A 19,706-nucleotide genomic window follows, 5' to 3' on the forward strand; every position below is an offset into this window, starting at 1 on the left:
TGACAATGATTTATTTTTTCTGCTGACTTCCTTTACCTGATTAACAAAATCCATTCACATTGAGAATAATATATCGATAAATTGGCTGTTTTTATTGTTTTGCTGCCGCATATTTACTCTTTCCCGTTATCTTATCATCTCTTATTCGTAGAGAAAAATAGTTTGCTGAATATAAGTGTTTCTTCCTGTTTAGCAGCAATATTTAAGGTGAGTATGAGCGGAGCACGAAAAAAGGGACGGTCAATTTGGCAAACTTTGTGGTAGGCAGGAAGTATCAAACAGACGCCTGCGGCGCCTGTCGAACCTACCTGTAGTTATTGCGGCATAGACAGGAAGCGGTCACCCGGTTGCGCGATGGCATACCAGGCCATCATTTCGGCAGTGCCTGGCTGGCCTTCAGCAGGCGCCCAGGCCATAGTGTCAACTTCGGCAAGCGGTTGATAAGCGCCTTGTTTGACTTCAAATACCATGCCGCCTGCGTCGAGCGAGAGCACCGTATGCCAGGTGCCAGCCTCCATTTCCAGCGCCGTACAGGTTTCACCCAGCACCACCCGGTTGGTGACCACGCCGTGGTCATCAAAATTCAGCACTACAAATCGGCCTTTCAGTGGCAGTAAAAGTTCGAAGGTATGTCTGTGCCGGTGCGGGCGGATATAGGTGCCGGGTTCCATGGCGATGGCCAGACGCTGTATCGGGTCGCTCAGTTCAGGATGAAAATTGCGATGGGCACGCAGGCGCGGAGCACTGGCTGCCGCTTCGCTCTGCTGCTGCATATCGCTGAGGGTGATCTGTTTCATATCAACGCCTGGCTCCTGTATCGTCCAGAGAAGGTTATAAAAGGTCGCGGCTAGTGACTGAAAAAGTCAGAAGGTATTGTACGCAGAAATGCGCGTTGCTGTCGGTTTATTGTGTGCGTGATTGACAAAGACACGTTCCTTTCTGGCAGGACTAACCATACTGAAATCGTTGGCTAATTATGATTACGAGAAGAATACGTTCTGGCTGGCGTTTAGGTCATCGTGGTGAATGGCGGGCAACTTTTATATGGTGTCCCCTGCAGGAATCGAACCTGCAACTAGCCCTTAGGAGGGGCTCGTTATATCCATTTAACTAAGGGGACAAGGCGGCACGAGTATAGCGTTTTTTGCCCGCCTGAGTAAGAGCCATACCGTCTGACTGCTTAAACCCTCGCCACTCAGGGCGCTTTTTTTATGCCCGGTCGGCCTTTTTCCCTTTCTCCGCCGCCTGGGCGCGGGCTTCCGCTTTTCGCTTGCTGCTCATATCGTTACGGATCTGCGCATGGCTCAGCAGTGCGAAGATGAAGGTCCCGCCACAGATATTTCCCGCCAGGGTCGGCAGGGCGAACGGCCAGATAAAGTCGCTCCAGGGCAGATTTCCATTAAACACCAGATAAAGGATCTCGACCGAGCCCACCACAATATGGGTGGTATCCGCCAGGGCGATAAGCCAGGTCATGAGAATAATCACCACGATTTTGGCGGCGCCGGCGACAGGAAACATCCAGACCATGGTGGCGACCAGCCAGCCGGAAATAATCGCATTGGCGAACATCTCTGTCGGACTGTTCTTCATTACGTCTTCGGCGATGCTGACAAAGGCCTGACGGGTTGGCTCATCAAAAATAGGCATATAATTGAAGGCCCATGCGGCCACCGCGGTACCGATGAGATTGCCCGCCAGCACCACCGACCATAGCCGCATCAGCAAACCGACGTTACCGAGGGTGGGATTATGCATCACTGGCAGAACGGCGGTGACCGTATTTTCAGTGAACAGCTGCTGGCGGGCCATAATTACGATAATAAAGCCGAAGGTGTAGCCGAGGTTTTCCAGCAAAAAACCTCCCGGGATCCCCTCCAGTTTGACGTGAAAAATTCCCTTCGCCAGCAGGGAGGCCCCCATCGACAGGCCGGCCGCAATCGCTGACCATAGCAGGGCCAGCGCATCGCGCTCCATCTCTTTTTCCCCTTCCTGGCGAATATGTTCATGGATCGCCATCGCCCGCGAGGGAAGGCGATCTTCATTTACTTCGATCTCTTCACCACGCTGATTTTCCTCACTTTCCACTTCTCTTTCGTCATCCTCTGCCTTTAATTTGTTATTGTCTAGTTCATCCATTTCGTGGCCCTCGCTATCAATCTGTATAGTTATAGCGTAGCGGCTTTCCCTGCCGTCTGGCTGGGCATACTCTGAAATCGCAAAAATGGTAACGTCAGATTTTTGTCGCTCCGGTAGAATAGGAGCCCCGCGATTTCGTTATTCCCAGGCTAAGATCAAATCAACAACTTGGGTGATATAGACATCGTTCAACGTGCTGTTACAATCGCTCACATCTTTACGGGCGGAAGCGTTGTCTTTCCGTCATGGATGGCAACTCGCGATAGCCATAAAAACCAGGGAGACATCTATGAATTATCGCCTGTCGGCGCTTGCGCTTGGCGCCACATTGCTGGTGGGATGTGCCAGTTCCAGCTCTGGCGATCGGCCGCAGGGGCGCTCAGACCCGTTAGAAGGGTTTAACCGCACGATGTTTAACTTCAACTTTAATGTGGTTGATCCTTACGTACTTCGCCCCGTCGCGGTGGCATGGCGCGACTACGTCCCACAGCCGGCGCGCAACGGGTTAAGCAATTTTACCAGTAACCTGGAAGAGCCGGCAGTGATGGTGAACTACTTCCTGCAGGGCGACCCCTATAAAGGTATGGTGCATTTTACCCGCTTCTTCCTGAACACCATTCTCGGTATGGGTGGGCTTATCGATGTGGCCGGGATGGCGAATCCGCAGCTACAGCGGGTTGAGCCACATCGTTTCGGCAGTACGCTTGGGCATTATGGCGTTGGCTATGGCCCGTATGTTCAGTTGCCGTTCTATGGAAGCTTTACCCTGCGCGACGAAGGCGGCGATATGGCCGATGGCTTGTATCCGGTGCTCTCCTGGCTGACCTGGCCGATGTCGATCGGTAAATGGGCGGTGGAAGGGATTGAGACACGTGCTCAGCTGCTGGATTCCGACGGCCTGCTGCGCCAGTCTTCCGACCCTTACATTCTGATGCGTGAAGCCTACTTCCAGCGTCATGACTTTATCGCCAACGGCGGTAAGCTGACCCCGGCGGACAACCCGAATGCTCAGGCTATTCAGGATGAGCTGAAGGATATCGATTCACAGTGATCGGCGAATGATAAAAAAAGGGTGAACATAATGTTCACCCTTTTTTGTGGCGCGCTGCTTATCAGAAGCGGTAGTTGAAGTTAGCGCCGTACAGCCAGGCGGTTCCTTCGGAACGGAAGGTATACGGGCCTTCCTTAATTTCAACATGCTGCCCGTGCATGTATGAAACGCCGACGTCAACCGAGGCATCTTTATTGAACGCGTAGGTGGTACCAGCGCTCAGCCACAGGCGATCCTGGTCCGGAATAGAGATAGAGCGGTTATTAGCCGGCACCGGGCTGTCATCGAAGGCGATACCGGTACGGAAGGTCCAGTTATCGTCATAATAATAGGTGGTCCCCAGCGCAAGACGATAGGCGTCCTTGAAGCCTTCCTCTTTATAGAACAGCGTCTGGCCGTTGCTGCCGGTGGCTTTCAGCTCCTGGAACTGACTCCAGCTGGTGTAGGTCAGGCTATAGTGGACCGCCCACTGCGGCGCCACGCGGTTATAGCCGGACAGCTCCCACATTTCCGGCAGGTTAAGGGTTAGCGAACCATTGGTCGTCTGGCCGCTGGTGCCCGCCGGCAGGCCGAAGTTGCCGAGGATCTGGTTATAGGCCGCCGGCAGGCTGCTGCGGTAGTTACCGTCGAAGTCGATCTTGACCTCAGAACGGTAGGTTAAACCGTAGCGGTTATTCTTATCCAGCTCATAGAGGATCCCGGCGTTCCAGCCGAAGCCCCACGCGTTGCCATTAAGATGGGCGATCTGCGTGTCGGCCGGGATCTTCGCTACCTGGCCCGCCAGCGCCGGCGGCAGCGCGCCAGAGCCTGCGACAATCTGCCCCAGATCGCCGGCATAGCGCTCGATCTTCGCCTTGGCGTAGACCGCGTCAAAGCCTAAGCCGAAGCTCCAGTTGCTGTCGAGGCGGTAGGCGCCGCTCAGGTTGAAGTTCGCGGTGGTCAGGTCGGTTTTACCGCCCATGCTGCCGGCCGCATAATCATCGTTATACTCTGTTGCCAGACCATAGTTAGAGGTGATAGACGCCCCCCAACCAAATTGGTCGTTAATCGGCGCGACAAAGTGGAAGTTGGGCACCCACGCCGTCGGGGCGATATTGTCTGCTTTCAGGCTCTTGCCGGTGGGAGAGGTGCCCGAAACATTAACGCCCGGGTCGACAAACACGGCGCCCGCCGACATGGTCGGGCGGTCAAACATCATAATTAATGCCGGGTTACGACTGGCATTACCAGCATCGTCAGCGATCGCCCCTTCACCGGAATAGGCACGACCCAGCCCCGATGCAGAGAATTCGTTGAGCTGGAAGCCTGCTGACCAGGCCTGGGTGGAAACAAGTGCGACAGCCACTGCAAGGGCAGATTGGGTAAAGCGGGTTTTCTGGCTCATGCCCATAACCTCATTGAGTTATTTTTTTTTAAACTATGTTACATGCCGTAACAGAAGCGCGGGAGTGTAGGGTCTGCGGTACAACCAAGAAATCAGACCAGTGCGCTGAGTATAGGTCTGACCAGATGATTTGTTGCAAGTATGTTTATGAAGTTTTTCAATTGTGATAACAGAAACGCGATCCAGCTGGCAAAAATCTCGGAGAGAGCAAGGGGGACAGAAGGGGATTTTTGTTTTAGATCATTTTTAAGTGTGATTTCTGTCACTTAACGCCGGCAGAGCGATTCTCGGCTGGAGGCTCACCGGGGACAGGGCGTAAAATAGGCACATAATTTTTCTGGCACCGAAGGTGCATCTCCAGAGGAAATCTACGATGAGTAAATGTAGCGCTGATGAAACCCCGGTTTGCTGCTGTATGGATGTTGGCACGATTGTTGACAACACCGACTGCACCGCCTCCTACAGCCGCGTATTCGCCAACCGCGCTGAAGCCGAGCAAACGCTCGCCGCGTTAAGCGAAAAAGCCCGCAATGTCGAATCTGAGCCGTGCCAAATTAACCCAACCTTCACTGACGTTGACGGCGGTGTGCAGCTGGATATCGATTTTGTTTTCAGCTGCGAAGCAGAATCCCTGATCTTCCAGCTGGGCTTACGTTAATCCTTCCCCCTCGACGCCCCTGATAAGGGGCGTTTCCTTTTCTTTTCACTGTGTTTTGGCTCGCAATTTTGCGCTTCTCCGATTGGCTTAATGTAAAAAATTAGTTAAGAATGTTATCAGGTCAGACCACTTGGTTGTCTTGGTTAACAGGGGAGTGTTATGAGTCAGGCATTACCGCTTATCACCCGTCAGGGCGATCGCATTGCCATTGTCACGGGGTTACGCACGCCATTTGCTCGTCAGGCTACGGCTTTTCATGGCGTTCCAGCCATTGATTTAGGAAAAATGGTGGTTGGCGAGATGCTGGCGCGCAGCGACATTCCTGCCGAAGTCATCGAGCAACTGGTCTTTGGCCAGGTGGTGCAGATGCCGGAAGCGCCGAACATCGCCCGGGAAATTGTGCTGGGTACCGGCATGAGCGTACATACCGACGCCTATAGCGTCAGCCGCGCCTGCGCCACCAGTTTCCAGGCCGTGGCGAACGTCGCTGAAAGCCTGATGGCCGGCACCATCCGCGCCGGTATTGCCGGCGGCGCCGACTCTTCCTCTGTCCTGCCCATTGGGGTCAGTAAAACGCTGGCCCGCACGCTAGTGGATGCCAATAAGGCACGCACGCTGAGCCAAAAGCTGAAGCTGTTTTCCCGTCTGCGGCCACGCGACCTGCTGCCGGTCCCCCCGGCGGTGGCTGAATATTCAACCGGATTGCGGATGGGCGATACCGCCGAGCAGATGGCGAAAAGCTGGGGGATCTCCCGCGAGCAACAGGATGCCCTGGCGCATCGTTCGCACCAGCTGGCAGCGAAAGCCTGGGAAGAGGGTAAACTGTCCGCAGAGGTGATGACCGCCTATGCTCCCCCTTTCCGCGAACCGCTCGAGCAGGACAACAATATTCGTAAAAATTCAACGCTCGCAGATTATCAGAAGTTACGCCCGGCCTTTGACCGCAAACATGGCACCGTCACCGCCGCCAACAGTACGCCGCTGACGGACGGCGCGGCAGCGGTGATCCTGATGACCGAGTCGCGGGCTAAAGAGCTGGGGCTGAGGCCGCTGGGCTATCTGCGCAGCTACGCCTTTACCGCCATCGACGTCTGGCAGGATATGCTGCTGGGGCCCGCGTGGTCCACGCCGCTGGCGCTGGAGCGCGCTGGCCTGACGCTGGCGGATCTCACGCTTATCGATATGCACGAAGCTTTCGCCGCGCAGACGCTGGCCAATCTCCAGTGTCTGGCAAGCGACCGCTTTGCCCGCGAGGTGCTGGGCCGCTCGCAGGCCACCGGTGAGGTAGATGAAAGCAAGTTTAACGTCCTCGGCGGCTCTATCGCCTACGGTCACCCCTTCGCCGCCACCGGCGCGCGGATGATCACCCAGACGCTGCATGAGCTGCGGCGACGGGGCGGGGGATTTGGTTTGGTGACGGCCTGCGCGGCAGGTGGTCTGGGTGCGGCGATGATCGTGGAGGCTGAATAATGGATACTGTTTCCGCTTTTAAGCTTGAGGTCCGTGCGGACAAAATCGCGGTGATCACCATTGATGCCCCGGGTGAAAAAATGAATACCCTGAAAGCCGAATTTGGCAGTCAGGTACGGGGATTGATACGCCAGTTACGTGACGATAAGTCAGTGCGCGGCGTAGTATTTATCTCCGCCAAAGCGGATAACTTTATCGCCGGCGCTGATATCAACATGATTGCCCGCTGCCGCAGCGCGCAGGAGGCGGAAGCGCTGGCGCGCCAGGGACAGCAGATTATGGCTGAGATCCATGGCCTGTCGATCCCGGTGATTGCCGCTATCCACGGCGCCTGCCTTGGCGGCGGTCTGGAGCTGGCGCTGGCCTGTCATGGCCGTATCTGTAGCGATGACGAAAAAACCCGACTCGGCTTGCCGGAGGTACAGCTTGGCCTGCTGCCGGGTTCCGGCGGGACGCAGCGTTTACCGCGGCTGATCGGGGTCAGCACCGCGCTGGATATGATGCTCACCGGCAAGCAGCTGCGGCCGCGGCAGGCGCTGAAGGCTGGTCTGGTGGACGAGGTGGTGCCGCAGGCGATTTTACTGCAGGCGGCGGTGGAGTTGGCGCTGAAGGGACGACCGACCAGCCGGGAGGTGCCTGTTCGTGAACGCGTACTGGCAGGGCCTCTGGGGCGCCATCTGTTATTCCAGTTTGTCGGTAAACAAACGCAGCGCAAAACGCAGGGAAATTACCCGGCGGTGAAGCGAATCTTGCAGGTCGTCGAGAATGGTCTGGCCCATGGCTGCAGCAGCGGATACGCTGAAGAGGCGCGCGCATTTGGCGAACTGGCGATGAGCCCGCAGTCGCAGGCGCTGCGATCGATCTTCTTTGCCAGTACCGATCTGAAAAAAGACCCTGGCGCCGAGGCGGGCCCCGGTTCGCTGAGAAGCGTTGCAGTACTGGGCGGTGGCTTGATGGGCGGGGGGATCGCCTATGTGACCGCCTGTAAGGGTGGGCTGCCGGTGCGGATTAAAGATATCCAGCCGCGTGGCATCAACCACGCCTTAAAGTACAGCTGGGATCTGCTGAATAAACAGGTTCGTCAGCGTCGACTGCGCCCAGTGGAGCGCGATCGTCAGATGGCGCTGATCTCCGGCACTACCGACTATCAGGGCTTTGCTCATCGCGATGTGGTGATCGAGGCGGTATTTGAAGACCTGGCTCTCAAACAGCGGATGGTCAGCGAAGTGGAACAATACGGCGGGCCGCAGACCATCTTTGCGTCGAATACCTCATCGTTGCCAATCGGCGATATTGCCGCTCACGCCAGCCGCCCGGGGCAGGTAATCGGCCTGCATTTTTTCAGTCCGGTGGAAAAAATGCCGCTGGTTGAGGTGATCCCGCACAAGGGAACCGACCCGCAGACTATCGCCACCGTGGTGCAGCTGGCTAAACGGCAGGGGAAAACGCCGATTGTTGTCGCAGATAAAGCGGGGTTCTATGTGAACCGTATCCTCGCGCCGTATATCAATGAAGCGATGCGCCTGCTGGTGGAAGGCGAACCGATTGAAGTCATTGATAACGCGTTGGTTAAATTCGGTTTCCCGGTGGGGCCAATTCAACTGCTGGATGAGGTGGGTATCGATACCGGCACCAAAATTATCCCCGTGCTGGAGGGCGCGTTTGGAGAACGTTTTAGCCCGCCTGCAAACATCATTGACGCGATTTTGAAGGACGATCGCAAAGGCAGAAAAAATAATCGTGGTTTCTATCTTTATGAGACAAAAGGGCGTAAAAGCAAAAAACGGCCCGACCCGGCAGTCTATCCGCTGCTCGGCATCGGCCGCCCGCAGTCGCGGCTCTCCGCGCAGCAGGTGGCGGAGCGCTGTGTGATGATGATGCTTAACGAAGCGGCGCGCTGCTTTGATGAGCAGATTATCCGGAGCGCGCGCGATGGCGATATCGGCGCCGTCTTTGGTATAGGGTTTCCGCCATTTCTTGGCGGCCCGTTCCGGTATATGGATACTATCGGCGCGGGTGAAGTTGCCGCGATCCTGCAGCGCCTGGCCGCCCAGTTCGGCCCACGTTTTACACCCTGTGACACTTTATTACGCATGGCTGAACAGGGGACCACCTTTTGGCCAGCGGATGAACGGCTGACCTAAGTTGTGGTCAAAGAAGGTAAATCCGGCTGCGGACGACGCTGTTGATTGGCTGTTTTGTAAACAATGATTGACTATACTTACGCCATTGAGGTAAAAAACAGCGTTTCATTCGTGGAATGGATCAGGCACAATGCCCGGCCACCGGGTCACCTGCGTTTTGTCTTCGCAGGCCAAACTACGGTGCTTCTGGTTAACAAAAGCGGTGCAATATGCAAGTTTTTATTATGCGTCACGGCGACGCTGCCCTCGATGCAGCCAGTGACTCGGTTCGTCCATTAACCGTATGCGGTTGTGATGAGTCTCGTCAGATGGCAACCTGGCTGAAAGGTCAAAAAGTGGATATTGAGCGCGTTCTTGTCAGTCCCTATCTGCGTGCGGAACAGACGCTGGATATTGTTGGGGAGTGCATGAACCTGCCGAAACATGTCGACGTGATGCCGGAGCTCACGCCGTGCGGTGATGTGGGAATGGTGAGCGCCTATCTGCAGGCGCTGGCGAATGAAGGCGTGGCGACGGCGCTGGTTGTCTCCCACCTGCCGCTGGTGGGGTATCTGGTCTCAGAGCTGTGTCCGGGGGAAACGCCCCCGATGTTCACCACCTCGGCTATCGCCTGCGTGACGCTGGATGCCGACGGCAAAGGTGAGTTCCTCTGGCAAAAAAGCCCCTGCAACCTCAAGATGGCCAACGCCATCTGACGGCCCCCCGGAGCCCGCCGTTACGGCAGCTCCGGCGGTTGCCACTCCTCGACCTCAATCAATATCAGCAGTGCGGCGTCACCGCCGTACTCTTTTGGTGCCTGGTGAAACGCCATAATATGCGGATGTTGCGCCAGCCACAGCGGGGTTTGCTGTTTGAGGATGTGTTTCCCGTGCCCGTGCATCACGCAGGCGCAAAACACATGCTCGCGGCGGCAGGCGGCAATTAGCGCGCCCAGCTCCTGTTTGGCCTGCTGCTGGGTAAGCCCATGCAGATCGAGGAACAGCTCCGGCGAATAATCTCCACGGCGCAGCTTTTTCAGCTCGAAATGGCTGACGTCGGGGCGGACATATTTCGTCGAGCCTTCGGTATTCAGTAGCGGTTGAAACTCATCGGAAAAATAGTGGCTGTTATCGACCTGTTCCTGCAGCAAACGCTTAGGAGCAACCTCGGTAATTTTCTTGCGCTGCGGGCGGTGAACAATAGTGTCCTGTTTGATCTTCCGCGTGCCGGTCATCAGCTGACGGAACAGCGCCTGATCCTCCTCGCTAAGCGATGTCTTCTTTTTCATTGTCCGCTCTCATTCATACTTTGCGCTAGTTTACCCGACTCAATATCCCTTCGGGCAAGGAAAACCTGTTTTTTCCCCCGCCCCTTATCGCAAGAATGCTGATTTATCGCCGTCTTCATGGCACACTAGCCGCCGAATTTATAGCAGAGTGTGCCCTGGAGGATGTCGTGGATAAAATTTTTGTTGATGAGGCAGTCAATGAGCTGCATACCATTCAGGACATGCTGCGCTGGGCGGTAAGCCGTTTCAGCGCTGCTAATATCTGGTACGGTCACGGGACTGATAACCCGTGGGACGAGGCGGTACAGCTGGTGCTGCCTTCACTGTATCTGCCGCTGGATATCCCGGAAGACATGCGCACTGCGCGCCTGACCTCCAGCGAGAAACACCGCATTGTAGAGCGGGTGATTCGCCGCGTGAACGAGCGTATTCCCGTCGCCTATCTGACCAACAAAGCGTGGTTCTGCGGCCATGAGTTTTACGTTGATGAGCGGGTGCTGGTGCCGCGCTCCCCGATTGGCGAACTGATCAATAACCAGTTTGCCGGACTGATTAACCATAAGCCGCAGCACATCCTTGATATGTGCACCGGTAGCGGCTGCATCGCCATCGCCTGCGCCTATGCCTTCCCGGAGGCGGAAGTCGATGCGGTAGATATCTCCCCGGACGCGCTGGCCGTCGCCGAGCACAACGTTGAGTCCCATGGCCTGATCCATCACGTTACGCCGATCCGTTCCGACCTGTTCCGCGATCTGCCGAAGCTGCAGTACGATCTGATCGTCACCAATCCGCCGTATGTCGATGAAGAGGACATGGCCGATCTGCCGGAAGAGTATGAGCATGAGCCGGTGCTGGGGCTGGCCTCCGGAAGCGACGGCCTGAAGCTAACGCGCCGTATCCTCGGCAACGCGCCGGATTATCTCAGCGACGACGGGATTCTGATTTGTGAAGTCGGTAACAGCATGGTACATCTGATGGAGCAGTATCCGGATGTGCCGTTTACCTGGCTTGAGTTTGATAACGGCGGCGACGGGGTCTTTATGCTGACCAAACAGCAGCTGATTGACGCCCGTGCGCACTTCGGTATTTATAAAGACTAAAAAAACAACACGCCAACATAACGAAAAAGATTGGAGCCGTGATGGCAGGAAATACAATTGGACAACTCTTTCGCGTCACTACCTTCGGCGAATCGCACGGTCTGGCGCTGGGCTGCATCGTTGACGGCGTGCCGCCGGGCATCCCGCTGACCGAAGCCGACCTGCAGCACGACCTCGATCGTCGTCGCCCGGGTACCTCGCGTTACACCACGCAGCGTCGCGAGCCGGATCAGGTCAAAATCCTCTCCGGCGTCTTCGAAGGCGTTACCACCGGGACCAGTATCGGTCTGCTGATTGAGAACACCGATCAGCGTTCGCAGGATTACGGCGCGATCAAAGATCTGTTCCGTCCGGGCCACGCCGATTACACCTACGAGCAAAAGTATGGTCTGCGCGACTATCGCGGCGGCGGTCGTTCTTCTGCGCGCGAAACCGCGATGCGCGTAGCGGCCGGGGCGATTGCCAAAAAATACCTTGCCGCGAAGTTCGGCATCGTCATTCGCGGCTGCCTGACGCAGATGGGCAATATTCCGCTGGCCATCAAAGACTGGGATCAGGTTGAGCAGAACCCCTTCTTCTGTCCGGACCCGGATAAAATCGACGCCCTGGATGAACTGATGCGCGGCCTGAAAAAAGAGGGCGACTCCATTGGCGCGAAAGTGACGGTAGTGGCTGACGGCGTACCGCCAGGCCTCGGCGAGCCGGTCTTCGACCGTCTGGATGCCGATATCGCCCACGCGCTGATGAGCATCAACGCCGTGAAAGGGGTGGAAATTGGCGACGGCTTCGAGGTGGTGAAGCTGCGCGGCAGCGAAAACCGCGATGAGATCACCAAAGCCGGGTTCCAGAGCAACCACGCCGGCGGCATTCTTGGCGGCATCAGCAGCGGCCAGCAGATCGTTGCCAACATCGCGCTGAAGCCTACCTCCAGTATTACCGTTCCCGGTCATACGATTAATCGCTTTGGCGAAGAAGTGGAGATGATCACCAAAGGGCGTCACGATCCGTGCGTCGGCATCCGCGCCGTACCGATCGCTGAGGCGATGCTGGCGATCGTTCTGATGGATCACTTTATGCGTCAGCGCGCGCAGAATGGCGACGTGACGACGACAATTCCACGCTGGTAACCATGAAAAACACCGTTATCGCACTGCTTGCGCTGTTGGCCAGCGCCGGTAGCCTGGCCGCCACGCCATGGCAGAAAATAACCCAACCGATCGGCGGCAGCGCCCAGTCAATCGGCGCGTTTTCCAATGGCTGTATCGTTGGCGCCGAGGCGCTCCCCCTGAGTGCCCCCGGCTATCAGGTGATGCGTACCGATCAGCGTCGCTACTTCGGTCATCCGGATCTGGTTCAGTTTATTCAGCGCCTGAGTAATCAGGTGCACAATAAAGGAATGGGAACCGTGCTGATTGGCGACATGGGGATGCCGGCGGGCGGGCGCTTTAACGGCGGGCACGCCAGCCACCAGACGGGCCTCGATGTCGATATCTTCCTTCAGCTGCCGCAAACGCGCTGGACATCGTCCCAGCTGTTGAAGCCGCAGGCGCTGGACCTGGTCGCCAGCGATGGCAAGCATGTGGTGCCGTCGCTATGGAGCCCGCAAATCAGCCAGCTTATCAAGCTGGCGGCGGAAGATAGCGAAGTTACCCGCATCTTCGTCAACCCGGCGATTAAACAGCAGCTGTGCCTGGACGCGGGCAGCGACCGCCAGTGGCTGCGTAAAGTCCGTCCCTGGTTCCAGCATCGCGCTCATATGCACGTCCGACTGCGTTGCCCGGCGGGAAGTCTGGAGTGCGAGGATCAGGCGCCGCCGCCGCCCGGCGATGGCTGCGGAGCGGAGCTGCAGAGCTGGTTCGAACCACCTAAACCCGGGTCTACCCCCCCTGTGAAGAAGACGCCGCCGCCGCTGCCGCCTTCCTGCCAGGCGCTACTGGATGAGCATGTGCTGTAATGGATAGTTTTATCGAGTTGTTTGCCGTATCGCCGCTGGTGCTGGTGGTACTCTTCTTTGTCGCCATCCTGGCCGGTTTTATTGACTCACTGGCGGGGGGCGGGGGCTTATTGACTGTCCCTGCGCTGATGGCGGCCGGCATGCCGCCAGCCCAGGCGCTGGCGACCAATAAGCTGCAGGCCTGCGGCGGGTCGCTATCGGCGACCCTCTATTTTGTCCGCCGCAAGGTGGTTAATCTGGCCGATCAGAAGCTGAATATTCTGATGACCTTTATCGGCTCAACCGCCGGAGCGCTGCTGGTGCAGCACGTGCAATCCGATATTCTGAAGCAGATCCTGCCGTTGCTGGTGATTGGCATCGGCCTTTATTTCCTGCTGATGCCGAAACTGGGCGAAGCCGACCGGCAGCGTCGGCTTTACGGTCTGCCGTTTGCGCTGGTCGCCGGCGGTAGCGTAGGGTTTTACGATGGCTTTTTCGGCCCCGGCGCCGGTTCGTTTTACGCCCTGGCTTTTGTCACTCTGGCCGGGTTTAACCTTGCCAAGTCGACGGCCCATGCCAAGCTGCTGAACGCCACCTCAAACGTCGGCGGCCTGCTGCTGTTTATCATCGGTGGAAAGGTTATCTGGGCCACCGGCTTTGTGATGATGGCTGGCCAGTTTATTGGCGCCCGCGCCGGGTCCCGGCTGGTGCTGAGTAAAGGGCAGTCGCTGATCCGGCCGATGATCGTTATCGTCTCGGCGGTGATGAGCGCGAAACTTCTTTATGACAGCCACGGGGCTGAGATTTTGCAGTGGTTGGGAATTCATTAATGCAACAGCAACACCATTATCAGCAGCTGATAGACCTTTTCGATAGCTGCTTTGCCGAAGAATTTAATACCCGCCTGATTAAAGGCGACGATGAGCCGATCTACCTTCCGGCTGACGATGAAACGCCCTATCACCGTATCGTGTTTGCGCACGGATTTTTTGCCAGCGCCCTGCACGAGATCTCTCACTGGTGTGTCGCCGGCAAGGCGCGTCGCGAACAAGTAGATTTTGGCTACTGGTACTGCCCGGACGGCCGCGATGCGATGACCCAAAGCCAGTTTGAGGATGTCGAGGTGAAACCGCAGGCCTTTGAGTGGCTGTTCTGCGTGGCGGCGGGATTTCCGTTTAACGTCAGCTGTGACAATCTGGAAGGGGACGTTGAGCCCGATCGCATCGCCTTCCAGCGCCGGGTGCATGCTCGGGTGATGGCTTTACTTGAACAAGGGATCCCCGAACGTCCGGCGCGCTTTATTCGCGCATTACAACACTATTATCAAACGCCGCCATTGACGGCGGAACACTTTCCGTGGCCGGAAGACCTGCACTAAGGCCGCACATTACATGACAAGAGGTAAGATGATGATCGCGGAGTTTGAATCACGCATTCTGGCGCTGATTGACAACATGGTAGACCACGCCAGTGATGATGAACTGTTTGCCGGCGGTTATCTGCGCGGCCACCTGACGCTGGCGGTGGCTGAGCTGGAAGGTGAGGGCGAGCATTCTGCTGACGCGGTACACAGCAGAGTTAGCCAGAGCCTGGAGAAAGCCATCAGCGCTGGCGAACTGTCGCCGCCGGACCAAATTCTGGTGCAGGGGATGTGGCATAACCTGTATCAACAGGCGAAAAATCAGGCCTGAGCCATGTTGTAGCCCGGGTCAGGCGTCAGCCGTACCCGGGAAATTGCCTGCCCTCATGGTTTTATTTCACCGCTTTTCCCTTCAGCAGTTTTCTCACCCACAGCCGATTCGGATTCAGCGCCGCCAGGGTGTCGCTATCCAGCGGCAGCGGTTCCGCGCTCATTTGCGCCGCCAGCAGCTCAGCGCTTAACGGCGCGGTGCAAAGTCCGCGCGACCCGAGCGCGCCAAGCATAAACAGGTTACGACAGACCAGCGCGCTATCGGCGATATCCGGTTGTTCGTGGAGGCTGGCGTATTGCGTCAATGTTGCCGCGTAGTCCGGCACGTTGCCGACCATCGGTAGATGATCGCGGGTGGCGCAGCGCACGCCGCAGCGAGCGTCGTTGGCGCTGATATCCACGTCCTGTGGCCACTCCGCGCCCGGGAAGCAGTCGATCAGCCGTTGCCGGTTGTGCTGCTGATCTTCTTCGCTGAAGTTGGTGTCGGTTTTCCCGCGGTGGTAGCTGGCGCCAATGCAGTGCTGCTGATTTTGCGGATTCTGTGGCGTCAGGTAGCCGTCGTAGCACAGCACCTGGCGCAGGGCGGCAAGCCGCGGGGTGGTGGGAATATGGCTGACCTGGCCGCCAACCGGGTAGACCGGCAGTTGGGCTGTTTGCGCAAAACCAGTGATGCGGTGGCCGTTCGCCAGAACCACCGCCTGATGATAGCGCTGCTGATTGAGCAGCCAGCCATCGCCCTCCGCGCTGAGCGTTTCGACGGGATAACCATAGTGCACGTGCAGTCCGCGCGTGGCCGCCAGCGCCAGCAGCTCGGCGGTGAGCTGCTGCGGGCACAGCCAGCCGCCGGCCGGATAGGTGATGCCGCCGCAGCCGGTATCGACGCCGGTCAGCCCGGCAACCTGTTCCGCCGTCACCGCGCAGGCGATGTCCGGGGGTAAATTCAGCGCCAGCATCTGGGCGATTTTATGCGCGCTTTTCTCATCCCAGCCGAGCTGGGTAACACCGCACCATTGGTGATCGAACATCACCGGCAGCGCGTCATACATTCGGCGGGCGAAGGTAAAGGCGGCTGGAAAAAAGCGTGCCAGCGCCGGATCGTGCTGACTTAACAGCGGATACAGCGCGCCCTGGCGATTGCCGGAGGCGCCCTGCGCTGGAGCCTCATCGGCGCAGTAAAGGGTCACCTGCCAGCCGCGGCGCAGCAGCGCCAGGGAGAGCAGGGCGCTGGCGATCCCGCCGCCGATGATGGCCGCCTCGCGGGCATCGCTGCTACTGCGAGCGAACCAGGGGACGCGCGCAGGAAAGCTCAGCGTTTGCGCCATCTCGCCGGTCAGCATCTCCCGCTTGCGGCCGAAGCCTTTGCTTTTACGCATGGTAAAGCCGGCCTCCTGCAGGCCACGGCGGACAAAACCGGCGGAGGTAAAGGTGGCCAGCGTCCCGCCGGGTCGCGCCAGGCGCGCCATGGCGCTGAACAGATCCTGAGTCCACATGTCGGGATTTTTCGCCGGGGCAAAGCCGTCAAGAAACCAGGCGTCCACCTGCTGGTTCAGCGAATCATCCAGCTCCCTGGTCAGCTCATTGATATCGCCAAACCACAGATCGAGCGTCACCCGCCCGCCGTCGAGCAGCAGACGATGGCACCCGCCGAAGGCCGACGGCCATTGCGCCTGCAGCTGCTGCGCCCACGGAGCCAGCTCTGGCCAGCGCTGGTGCGCCAGGCGGAGATCCTCAGCCTTCAGCGGATATTTTTCAAAACTGATGAAATGTAACCTTTGCAAGGTAACGTCCGGGTTATCACGAACAAAAACGTCAAACGCCTGCCAGAGGGTGAGGAAATTGAGCCCGGTGCCGAAGCCGCTCTCCGCGACGATCATCAGCGGGCGAGGGTGGCTGGGGAAGCGCTCCGGCAGGCGATTTCCGCCGAGAAAAACGTAGCGAGTCTCTTCCAGACCGTTGTCATTGGAAAAGTAAACATCGTCGAAATCTCGGGAAACAGGTGTACCCTCAGCGTTGAATTCCAGGTTGGCGGGTTGTATGGCGTTTTGTTTCACGTAAGTTACTCGAATCACAAGGCGTAGCACGATCTTAACGATGTGTGCCTGAGGGCGCAAATTTATACACAAAATGTCTGATCGGACTTGTTCGGCGTACAAGTGTACGCTATTGTGCGACACGAAACTTAAAATAGTGCGACTTACAGAGGTATTTAATGAAACGTGCAGTGATTACTGGCTTGGGCATCGTTTCCAGCATCGGTAATAACCAGCAGGAAGTCCTGGCATCTCTGCGTGAAGGACGTTCAGGGATCACTTTCTCTCAGGAGCTTAAAGATTCAGGGATGCGCAGCCACGTATGGGGCAACGTCAAACTGGATACCACTGGCCTCATTGACCGCAAAGTAGTGCGCTTTATGAGCGACGCCTCCATCTATGCTTACCTGTCCATGGAACAGGCTGTTGCCGACGCAGGTCTGGCGCCTGAAGCATATCAGAATAACCCGCGTGTCGGCCTGATCGCAGGCTCCGGCGGCGGTTCCCCGAAATTCCAGGTCTTCGGCGCCGATGCCATGCGTAGCCCGCGTGGTCTGAAAGCCGTGGGCCCGTATGTGGTCACCAAAGCGATGGCTTCCGGCGTTTCCGCCTGCCTCGCTACGCCGTTCAAAATTCACGGCGTTAACTACTCCATCAGCTCGGCCTGCGCCACTTCCGCCCACTGTATTGGTAACGCGGTAGAGCAGATCCAGCTGGGCAAACAGGACATCGTCTTTGCCGGCGGCGGCGAAGAGCTGTGCTGGGAAATGGCCTGCGAATTCGACGCCATGGGCGCGCTGTCCACTAAATACAACGACACCCCGGAAAAAGCGTCCCGTACCTATGATGCTAACCGTGACGGCTTCGTTATCGCCGGCGGCGGCGGTATGGTCGTGGTGGAAGAGCTGGAACACGCCCTGGCGCGTGGCGCGCACATCTATGCCGAAATCGTCGGCTATGGCGCGACCTCCGATGGCGCGGACATGGTCGCCCCGTCTGGTGAAGGCGCAGTGCGCTGCATGCAGATGGCGATGCATGGCGTTGATACGCCGATCGACTATCTGAACTCCCACGGTACCTCCACTCCGGTCGGCGACGTGAAAGAGCTGGGCGCCATCCGCGAAGTATTCGGCGACAACAGCCCGGCTATTTCGGCAACTAAAGCGATGACCGGCCACTCGCTGGGCGCGGCGGGCGTACAGGAAGCCATTTACTCCCTGCTGATGCTGGAGCACGGCTTTATCGCGCCGAGCATCAACGTTGAAGAGCTCGACGAGCAGGCTGCCGGCCTGAACATCGTCACCAAACCGACGGACGCTAAGCTGACCACCGTAATGTCCAACAGCTTCGGCTTCGGCGGCACCAACGCCACGCTGGTGATGCGTAAATACAACGCCTAATCAGCATGTGATGCGCAAAGGGGAGCCACCGGCTCCCCTTTTTTGTCATCTTGACAGGGTAAGAGCCCGCAGGCACACTGCTCGCGGATCCATTAGTCTCTCCACTAATGCGTAAGCGTTTAACGTCAACCAACGCGCCTTAACCCTGATAATCAGGTGGAGGGGGCGTGTCGCTTTGCTCGCCTTACTCTGCGAATCTGGAGTAATGCATGTCCGCAGTTACTGAAACAACATCCAATTCTTCGGCGAATTTTTCGCTTTTCCGTATTACGTTTGCCGTCTTTTTGACCTATATGACCGTTGGTTTGCCGCTGCCGGTGATCCCGCTCTTTGTCCATCAGGAGCTGGGATTTGGCAACACCGTGGTTGGCGTGGCGGTAGGGATCCAGTTCCTCGCCACCGTTCTGACCCGGGGGTACGCCGGACGTCTGGCAGACCAGTACGGCGCTAAACGTTCCGTCCTGCAGGGGATGCTGGCCTGCGCCCTGGCGGGCGCGGCATGGCTGGCCGCTGCGCTGCTGCCGCTGCCGGTGCTCGCCAGGCTCGGTCTGCTGCTGCTGGGCCGCTTGATCCTCGGGTTTGGCGAAAGCCAGCTGCTGACCGGAAACCTGAGCTGGGGGATGGGCCTGGTGGGACCGGCCCGTTCCGGCAAAGTGATGTCATGGAACGGCATGGCGATGTACGGCTCGCTGGCGGTGGGCGCCCCGCTGGGATTATTGATCTATAGCCATTTTGGCGTGGCGGTGCTGGCCTGTGTCACCATGGGACTACCGCTCGTCGCCTGGCTTATTAACGGTACCGTGCGCAAAGTGGCGGCCCACGGAGGCGAGCGGCCTTCACTCTGGAGCGTCATCGGCATGATCTGGCGCCCGGGCATTGGCCTGGGCCTGCAGGGTGTCGGCTTTGCGGTGATCGGCACCTTCGTCTCCCTCTATTTCGCCAGCCATAGCTGGCCAATGGCCGGCTTTACCCTGACGGCGTTTGGTGGCGCCTTTGTGCTGATGCGAGTGCTGTTCGGCTGGATGCCGGATCGGTTTGGCGGCGTTAAGGTGGCGATGGTCTCGCTGCTGATAGAGGCGGTTGGTCTGACGCTGCTGGGACTGGCGCCGAATGCCTGGCTGGCGCTGGCCGGTGCGGCGCTGACCGGGTGCGGCTGTTCGCTTATTTTCCCCTCACTTGGCGTGGAAGTAGTGAAGCGCGTCCCGGCGCAGGTGCGCGGCACCGCGCTCGGCGGCTATGCGGCCTTTCAGGACATCTCCTATGGCCTGACCGGGCCGCTGACCGGCCTGCTGGCGACCTCGCTGGGCTACTCGTCGGTGTTCCTTGCCGGCGCCCTCTGCGCGGCGCTGGGGATCCTCGTCACCCTTATCTCATTTCGCCGCTAGGTTATTGTCCGGCCTGAAAACGCTGTAGGAAACACCGCGGCGTTTGGCATGAAGG

General features: G+C 57.8%; 18 protein-coding genes and 1 tRNA gene. 13 read left to right on the plus strand and 6 right to left on the minus strand.

The window, feature by feature from the left end; translation table 11 throughout:
• Positions 1 to 314: 314 nt before the first annotated feature.
• The 3 genes from DR88_RS06005 to DR88_RS05995 all read right to left on the minus strand — a co-directional run bounded on the left by DR88_RS06005 (position 315) and on the right by DR88_RS05995 (position 2,139).
• A complete protein-coding gene (locus tag DR88_RS06005; RefSeq protein ID WP_025861132.1) occupies positions 315 to 797 on the minus strand; it encodes a WbuC family cupin fold metalloprotein in 483 nt (160 codons plus the stop codon).
• Between the two features lie 248 nt (positions 798 to 1,045).
• Positions 1,046 to 1,120, minus strand: a tRNA-Arg gene (locus DR88_RS06000).
• A gap of 89 nt (positions 1,121 to 1,209) precedes the next feature.
• Positions 1,210 to 2,139: a formate/nitrite transporter family protein gene (locus DR88_RS05995; RefSeq protein ID WP_004149224.1), complete on the minus strand. Its 930-nt coding sequence runs from the start codon at positions 2,137 to 2,139 to the stop codon at positions 1,210 to 1,212.
• 289 nt (positions 2,140 to 2,428) lie between these two features.
• Between DR88_RS05995 and mlaA the strand changes: the two genes are divergently transcribed.
• Entirely contained in the window at positions 2,429 to 3,190 is a 762-nt protein-coding gene (gene mlaA / locus DR88_RS05990) for a phospholipid-binding lipoprotein MlaA (RefSeq protein WP_002913362.1), read from the plus strand.
• 61 nt (positions 3,191 to 3,251) lie between these two features.
• Here the strand turns inward: mlaA and fadL are convergent, their stop codons facing one another.
• Positions 3,252 to 4,580, minus strand: coding sequence for a long-chain fatty acid transporter FadL (gene fadL / locus DR88_RS05985; protein WP_004149222.1), 1,329 nt, complete (start codon positions 4,578 to 4,580; stop codon positions 3,252 to 3,254).
• Between the two features lie 367 nt (positions 4,581 to 4,947).
• On the opposite strand from fadL, the gene DR88_RS05980 reads away from it, so the two are divergent.
• From DR88_RS05980 to sixA, 4 genes are all read left to right on the plus strand, one after another.
• On the plus strand, positions 4,948 to 5,232 hold the full coding sequence (locus DR88_RS05980; protein ID WP_002913359.1) for a YfcZ/YiiS family protein: 285 nt from the start codon (positions 4,948 to 4,950) through the stop codon (positions 5,230 to 5,232).
• 159 nt (positions 5,233 to 5,391) lie between these two features.
• A complete protein-coding gene (gene fadI / locus DR88_RS05975) occupies positions 5,392 to 6,702 on the plus strand; it encodes an acetyl-CoA C-acyltransferase FadI (protein ID WP_002913358.1) in 1,311 nt (436 codons plus the stop codon).
• Entirely contained in the window at positions 6,702 to 8,846 is a 2,145-nt protein-coding gene (gene fadJ, locus DR88_RS05970; RefSeq protein WP_004149220.1) for a fatty acid oxidation complex subunit alpha FadJ, read from the plus strand. Before fadI ends, fadJ begins: the two co-directional genes overlap by 1 nt.
• Before the next feature lie 209 nt (positions 8,847 to 9,055).
• Positions 9,056 to 9,541 (plus strand): phosphohistidine phosphatase SixA, encoded by a 486-nt coding sequence (gene sixA / locus DR88_RS0126520; protein ID WP_002913355.1) that lies wholly within the window; start codon positions 9,056 to 9,058, stop codon positions 9,539 to 9,541.
• Positions 9,542 to 9,561: 20 nt separating this feature from the next.
• On the opposite strand, the gene smrB is transcribed toward sixA, so the two are convergent.
• The gene (gene smrB / locus DR88_RS05965) at positions 9,562 to 10,113 is read right to left on the minus strand and encodes an endonuclease SmrB (RefSeq protein WP_002913348.1); all 552 of its coding nucleotides are present in this window, start codon (positions 10,111 to 10,113) and stop codon (positions 9,562 to 9,564) included.
• A gap of 167 nt (positions 10,114 to 10,280) precedes the next feature.
• Between smrB and prmB the strand changes: the two genes are divergently transcribed.
• From prmB to DR88_RS05935, 6 genes are read left to right on the plus strand one after another with little or no spacing between them, the layout of a single operon-like run.
• Positions 10,281 to 11,213 carry a 50S ribosomal protein L3 N(5)-glutamine methyltransferase gene (gene prmB, locus DR88_RS05960; RefSeq protein ID WP_002913346.1) on the plus strand — a complete coding sequence of 311 codons (933 nt, stop codon included), beginning with the start codon at positions 10,281 to 10,283 and terminating at the stop codon, positions 11,211 to 11,213.
• A gap of 41 nt (positions 11,214 to 11,254) precedes the next feature.
• Positions 11,255 to 12,340, plus strand: a complete 1,086-nt coding sequence (aroC, locus tag DR88_RS05955; RefSeq protein ID WP_025861134.1) for a chorismate synthase — start codon at positions 11,255 to 11,257, stop codon at positions 12,338 to 12,340.
• Between the two features lie 2 nt (positions 12,341 to 12,342).
• Complete coding sequence (gene mepA / locus DR88_RS05950) at positions 12,343 to 13,167, plus strand: penicillin-insensitive murein endopeptidase (protein ID WP_004174960.1); 825 nt, start codon at positions 12,343 to 12,345, stop codon at positions 13,165 to 13,167.
• Positions 13,167 to 13,976: a sulfite exporter TauE/SafE family protein gene (locus DR88_RS05945; RefSeq protein WP_002913340.1), complete on the plus strand. Its 810-nt coding sequence runs from the start codon at positions 13,167 to 13,169 to the stop codon at positions 13,974 to 13,976. Before mepA ends, DR88_RS05945 begins: the two co-directional genes overlap by 1 nt.
• The gene (locus tag DR88_RS05940; RefSeq protein WP_004174962.1) at positions 13,976 to 14,524 is read left to right on the plus strand and encodes an elongation factor P hydroxylase; all 549 of its coding nucleotides are present in this window, start codon (positions 13,976 to 13,978) and stop codon (positions 14,522 to 14,524) included. Before DR88_RS05945 ends, DR88_RS05940 begins: the two co-directional genes overlap by 1 nt.
• 31 nt (positions 14,525 to 14,555) lie before the next feature.
• Entirely contained in the window at positions 14,556 to 14,837 is a 282-nt protein-coding gene (locus tag DR88_RS05935; RefSeq protein ID WP_002913338.1) for a YfcL family protein, read from the plus strand.
• Positions 14,838 to 14,898: 61 nt separating this feature from the next.
• Here DR88_RS05935 and mnmC read toward each other — a convergent pair whose 3' ends face one another.
• A complete protein-coding gene (gene mnmC / locus DR88_RS05930) occupies positions 14,899 to 16,887 on the minus strand; it encodes a bifunctional tRNA (5-methylaminomethyl-2-thiouridine)(34)-methyltransferase MnmC2/FAD-dependent 5-carboxymethylaminomethyl-2-thiouridine(34) oxidoreductase MnmC1 (RefSeq protein WP_025861139.1) in 1,989 nt (662 codons plus the stop codon).
• Between the two features lie 158 nt (positions 16,888 to 17,045).
• Between mnmC and fabB the strand changes: the two genes are divergently transcribed.
• Both fabB and DR88_RS05920 read left to right on the plus strand, forming a co-directional pair.
• Positions 17,046 to 18,266 (plus strand): beta-ketoacyl-ACP synthase I, encoded by a 1,221-nt coding sequence (gene fabB / locus DR88_RS05925; RefSeq protein WP_002913291.1) that lies wholly within the window; start codon positions 17,046 to 17,048, stop codon positions 18,264 to 18,266.
• Between the two features lie 209 nt (positions 18,267 to 18,475).
• Complete coding sequence (locus DR88_RS05920) at positions 18,476 to 19,651, plus strand: MFS transporter (protein WP_004149211.1); 1,176 nt, start codon at positions 18,476 to 18,478, stop codon at positions 19,649 to 19,651.
• The last annotated feature ends 55 nt before the right edge of the window (positions 19,652 to 19,706 follow it).

This window comes from Klebsiella pneumoniae, from assembly GCF_000742135.1.
GTDB classification, from domain to species: Bacteria; Pseudomonadota; Gammaproteobacteria; order Enterobacterales; family Enterobacteriaceae; genus Klebsiella; species Klebsiella pneumoniae.